This is a genomic window from Liquorilactobacillus uvarum DSM 19971 (genome assembly GCF_001434935.1).
GTDB lineage: Bacteria > Bacillota > Bacilli > Lactobacillales > Lactobacillaceae > Liquorilactobacillus > Liquorilactobacillus uvarum.
Window position 1 is genome coordinate 1 of sequence record NZ_AZEG01000056.1, and the last position, 6,005, is coordinate 6,005.

A 6,005-nucleotide genomic window follows, 5' to 3' on the forward strand; every position below is an offset into this window, starting at 1 on the left:
AAATTCGGTTTCTCGTCCTATTTGCTTATACAGAGGCTAGTTATGTCACAGCCTCTTGTTTCTATTTTTAAAATACTGATGAATAAGACAAAGAGAAAGCTGCTTTTTTATCTATAACCCTTAATAAACGCTGGAATTATCTTCCAAATGTTACTTTCATAGACGGGATCAACATGTTTGTTTGAATCGAGTGCGTATGTTTGAGTAATGATATATGCGTATTCTTTGTTAGATAAATTTTTGAATTCAAGGCCAAGATTTATTTTTTTCTCGTTCAATGGAAAAAGACGTGAAATCTGCGCAGATATTTTATGATTTTCTATGTCCAGAACTATATTCTTATCAATTTTAATATCTTTGTCAACGATTATGTTTGCACCAATCTCGTTCCAATTAGTGATAAGGCCTGTACAAATTCTATGACCATCAATTGAAAAAACTTGAATATTTTTATTGGTCGCAAAACGTTCTGCTTTTCGAAATCTTGGTCGTTCAAAGGGAATGAAAGACGCGAGAATCAATGCAAAGAGATTATAGATGATCCAAAACAGATTTATATAGATAGTATTCATAGGTTGGTTAAAGGATAACACTGAGTTTGAAATAAGCAGTATTTTTACTAAGGATATAACTGATAAAGCTAGTAGAACAAGTATTGGAGCAGCCAATTTCAAATTGTAATACGGTTTTTTAAAATTAAGACCCTTTCGTGTTACTACAAATTTATTTTTGGCCTTAAACACACCTTCACTAATTACAGCGTATGAAATATAAGGAGCCATAGCAGTTTCATAAATGTTTGTGAGTAACACCGTCAATCTTCCCTCACTTACAATGTTGAAAGCTAACTGGGACGATAGAAAAGAGGGAAACCAGAAAAAAAGTATACCCTGAAAAGAAGCATTTAAACTGTAGAAGCCAAATAATAGAAAAGCAATGGGGGCCAGTAAATAGATCATTTTATAAATACTGGAAATCCAATAATGTATACCATCTAAGTAGATGACTTTTTGAATTGCATTTAGGCCCTTTATTCTTAAAGGATTCCATTTTCGAGCTACCTGAATATTTCCTCGTGCCCACCTGTCACGCTGTTTAATTAGATCACCAAAGGTTTCAGGAGCTAAACCACTTGCAAGATTCTCATTCACATACCTTGTTTGCCAACCTTTGGATTGGATAAGCATTCCTGTGGCCATGTCCTCTGTAATTACTCCAGTTGAGAAACCACCAATGTCTTCTAGTGCTTTACGCCGAAAAACTGCGTTGGAGCCAATATACATTGTTGCATTGAATCTGTCTTTTTGCTCTTCTATATTACGCATGAAAAAGTCTTGGTCGTTTCCAATATTATCGCCTGAAAAAAGATTGAACTGATAAGGATCATTATTAAAGAATGTTTGTGGTGATTGAATAAAACCAATATTTAAATCTGCAAAATAACCAATTGTACGTTCAAGAAAATCAGTGCGAACAACCATGTCTGCATCTAATGTGACAATCAATTCACCATCTGTATACTGAAGTGCATTATTTAGATTTCCAGCCTTGGCATGTTCATGATTTTCTCGTTTGATATAAAGAGCCCCCAAACGTGCCGCTAAAATTTTAACGTTTTCACGACTTCCATCGTCTAGGACATATACATTAACTTTATCTTTTTCTGGATAACGTAATTTTTTAGCTGCTACGATTGAACGTTTTAAAATCATTTCATCCTCGTTATACGTTGCGATATAAACATCTATAGTTGGATAGTGTCCGCTTAATTTGTTTAATACTGGTTTTTCTTTTTTATTTTTCTTAAAAAACAGTATATAAAAAATGATTGATAGCAAAAAACCACCTATTTCTGCTATTAATAATAGTATTCCAAAAATAGAATTAATGAGTCCATTCAGGGGAAGTGTGTAGAAAATACGCCAACCTAAGTAACTAAACATTGTCAAAAAATATATAATAATAAGTACTTTTTTAAAAAAAATGTTTTTTTTCGCTAAAAAGTAAAAAATGAACAATACGACAGTGATTACCAAATCGAAATAAAATATTTTTTCCATCATTATTCCTCCATACTTACTATGTAAAAAGCAGCCAAGACTTGCAGAGTATCTGCATAATAGTTTCCAGTTAATTTTGTAGACAACACCATTTTTTTCGTCGAAACAGCCAATGTATTAAAATCTTTGGACTGTTGATTAGCAGCAACTGCAATAGGCGCAGTAAAAGCCATTGAGCCATAATTAGTTAGAGGTTTTCCGGATAATGTATAAACTGCACGAATATGGGTTTGCTTTTTAAAAAAATTCAACATTTTTCTGTTTGTGTTTTGTGTTGTATTTGAATTGCCAAGAGCTAGTCGCCAAGGAGTACGAGTTGCATTCCAAGCGTAATGCCCATCGTTTTTGCCTTCTAAGGAGTATGCTGGGGCAGGCGAAATGGTTTTTTTGTCGATAATTGCAAAATCTGGCAACAATCCTGTTTTATTCTGTGCACTTAATTTTCGGAGAACAAGTTCTGATTTTCTCTCAATTGTTAACCACGCGGTATCTTTAGTTTTTTTGTAGAAATACCGATAGTATGCAGGTATTAGATCAGAAGTGCGGACTAAATTTTCGTATTTTTTAGAATTCAGAGCCCAGTTTCCAATAACTAGCAAACTATTACTTTTTTTGTATGTAAATTTTAATAGGTCATGCAGAATTTGATCAGCAATTTGTCTGTAATTAAAAGAACCATCGCTGCCCCAGAGAGTATCGGCCTGATACAAAGAATATGCAATATCTAAATCACCATCCGTGGCATTAACCTTATCATCAGTTAGCGTAAACATAGCATTACCCTTTTTAATTTGTTTCCATGACATTAGATGATTATCTCTACTTATCCTATGTTTCAGGTAATAAGTAACTAGCTGGTTGAATGTTTTCTGATTAGACCATCCTTTTTTTGCAGCTTGGACTGTTAAAATCATCCCATATCCTTGGGCTTCGGAAATTGCTGTTGGTGTTTGTCCCTTTTGACTCCCATTTACGTATTTTCCATTGGAAGTTGAATAAATATACTTTGAACTCCATTGGTTAAAAAGCTCTTTAACTTGATTGCTACTTGAATATTTTTGCATTCTCCATACCCCGATACTCATTATTGCAGCAATTAACATTATTCCTGCTACGATGAACCATCCTAACTTTTGCCGTTTGATAATTTTGTTCCTTTCTGCCCTTTAAAGGCTGATTTTTAAGATATTACAAAACTTTAAATATTATTAAGCAATAATATATATATATTATAACACTGAAATGTATATTTATTATTTTTAATTAGAATAATTACTATATAGTAAAAATAGAAATGTGTTTAGTGCTTCATTTATAGTGTGGTACATATATTAAATTTACAAAACATTAATTTTTTAGGTTTTTAAACTTATAACAAAACTAAAAGTTCTTTATAACTCGTAGTTGCTGTATTGATATTTTTTTAAGACAAAGTGTAATATCAAGCACAAATTATTATTAGTTCTAAAAAGTAAAATAAAATCATTTTTTAACACTAATAAAAAATGATTCTTTATGCTAGACACATGCTTTATGAGATGCAAGAAAAATAAAATGCACATAATTTGTTTACTATGCAGCTGTTTTCTTTTGAAAGGTAACTAATTGTCACGGATATTAGTTCAACAATAAATGCAAAGAGTTTAAAACAGAATTTAATATAAAGTTGTGAAGCGGGGGTTATCAAAGCCGGCAGCTTTCTCATGCTTAACAGCTGTTTGTGCCACAATGTTCAAATAATTAAAGGGCTGATCAAAGTTTGGTTGAAAAAACATATCTGTCATCGAAAGATCATCAATCGTATTACTATTTTGAATCGCGAGTGAGACAGTATTAACTGATTGTGTAAGATCTTTTTTACTATGGAGCTGTAGACCAAGTATTTTACGATTATCGCGATTATAAACTAAAGAGAGAGTTGCTGGTTCAGAATAAGGCATGTAATCTGGACGCCAGTTGCCTTGATAGACGGTACTATGGGCGTTTAAACCATGCAGCTTAGCATTTTTCAAAGTCAGGCCTGTCATGGCAAAATTGTGTCCGAATAGTTTTAACGCTGAAGTAGTTTGTGTACCCATGTATGGATAGAAATTGCCATAGATATTTTTGGAGACTAAAAATCCCTGCCGAACAGCATTGGTTCCAAGCGGAGCGTAAATCGACTTATTTGTTGGATTAAAATGAACAACAGCACAGTCTCCTGCTGCATAAACATCGGGATCTGAAGTCTGCAGATAGTTGTTGAGCAGTAACGCACCGTGTTTTTCCATTTTTAATTGTTTGGCAAAAAGTCTTGTGTTAGGTATAAAACCGGTACAAACGATAGCCATATCTTCTAAAAAATCATCGCCACTTGAGGTCGAAAGTTTAATTATTAAATCAGTCACCTCTGTAAAAGCTGTCACATTTGTGTTCAGATGGACGTTTACATGATGTTTTTGTAATAATTTAACTACAAATTCTGAGGTTGAAACATCAAAATAGTTGTTTAACACTTGATCACTTGATTGAAAAAGATCAACTTGATACCCTTTTTGAGCAAAGCTTTCCGCAAACTCTACACCGGCATAGCCAGCTCCGATAATTGCGATGCGTTGGCTAGATTGAGCCATTGTGTAAATTTTTTGGGCTTGAAGAAAACTTTTGCATAATAAAACACGACTATTATCGATGCCAACAATTGCGGGTAAGCGGGGGTTAGCACCAGTAGCGACGATTAATTTATCATAATTGTCAGTGATAATAATGCCCTTTTGCATGTCAACTGCGCGAATCTGTTTTTTTTGAGTATCTACATTCAGAACAGTATGCATATCTCTGACTAGTGCTCCCATTTGTCTGATTTTTGAAGGTGATGAAGTGAAAATACTTTCGAGATTTTTAACTTGATTTTTTAAATATAAGAAGATACCATCAGATGAGAATGAAAAATTATTATTTCTTTCATAAATTGTAAGTTCCGTTTCAGGATGATTAGTTAGAATTTCTTTTGCTGCAGTTAAACCAGCATGGGTACAGCCGATGATTATTACTTTCATGAAGGTTCCTCCTTGCATTATATTGAATAAAGGATATCATTGCCTATATCTTAGCAAGCAAATTAAAAAATTAAAAGTAATTAAGAATGATAAGAGCCGTAAGAATTTTCATTTAGGGGAGAGCTGTGTAATGTATCGATTTTATGTTCAACCGCAGGTTAATGTGTTCACAGGTTCTTTAATGGGCTACGAGATGTTGATTCGCAAATTTGATAAGGAATGGAAGGTACCTCAAAATTTTGCTTCTATTCCGGTTTCTGAACAAATAAGTCTCTTGAGAGAAGTAGCAAATGAATTGATGTTTAAGGTCGACTCACTATCGTTTAATCTTACGCAAAGCCAGTTTGTCAGTAAGACTATGGCAAAAGAACTGGTTGAAACACAAAAACACATTTATCCTATCACGCTGGTTGTCGAGTTGACAGAAGAGCGGGAAGATATAATTGTAAAAAAAGAACGAATCACTCGGTTTTTGGATTATTATTTAAAAAACGGCATCGAATTGAGTATTGATGATGTTAGTACAAAAGAAAATACGTATGATAAAATCAAGTGGCTTTTGCCTTTCGCTTCAGAAGTGAAATTTCCAATGCAAAATTTACGTAGTGAAAAGCGTGCAGTTGAGATTCCAGGAAAGTTAATTTTTTGGCGCAGAGTGGCAAAAAAATTCGGTTTGCGATTAGTCGTTGAAGGTGTGGAAAATTCTGCTGACGATGAACTTTTAAGCGCACTTGATCTTTCGCTCCGGCAAGGTTTCTATTATGAAAAACCACATCTTTTTAAAATCTCTCGCAATCGGTAAGTGTATTATATTTAGTTGAATTGAGGCACCCCCGAAACTTGGGGGTGTTTTGCTCCTATGTCAATAAATGGCACATCTTTTTCTAAACACTCGTTCTAATTCTGT

The 6,005-nt window shown here is 33.7% G+C and carries 4 protein-coding genes; 1 reads left to right on the plus strand and 3 read right to left on the minus strand.

Annotated features, from left to right (window positions below):
• Positions 1-107 precede the first annotated feature (107 nt).
• The 3 genes from FD20_RS11900 to FD20_RS11910 all read right to left on the minus strand — a co-directional run bounded on the left by FD20_RS11900 (position 108) and on the right by FD20_RS11910 (position 5,098).
• A complete protein-coding gene (locus FD20_RS11900) occupies positions 108-2,060 on the minus strand; it encodes a glycosyltransferase family 2 protein (protein ID WP_057738792.1) in 1,953 nt (650 codons plus the stop codon).
• Between the two features lie 2 nt (positions 2,061-2,062).
• Positions 2,063-3,145, minus strand: a complete 1,083-nt coding sequence (locus tag FD20_RS11905) for a family 8 glycosyl hydrolase (protein ID WP_235807787.1) — start codon at positions 3,143-3,145, stop codon at positions 2,063-2,065.
• 570 nt (positions 3,146-3,715) lie between these two features.
• Entirely contained in the window at positions 3,716-5,098 is a 1,383-nt protein-coding gene (locus FD20_RS11910; protein WP_057738794.1) for an FAD-dependent oxidoreductase, read from the minus strand.
• Positions 5,099-5,228: 130 nt separating this feature from the next.
• Here FD20_RS11910 and FD20_RS11915 point away from each other — a divergent pair, with 130 nt between their 5' ends.
• Positions 5,229-5,900 carry an EAL domain-containing protein gene (locus tag FD20_RS11915; protein WP_057738796.1) on the plus strand — a complete coding sequence of 224 codons (672 nt, stop codon included), beginning with the start codon at positions 5,229-5,231 and terminating at the stop codon, positions 5,898-5,900.
• The last annotated feature ends 105 nt before the right edge of the window (positions 5,901-6,005 follow it).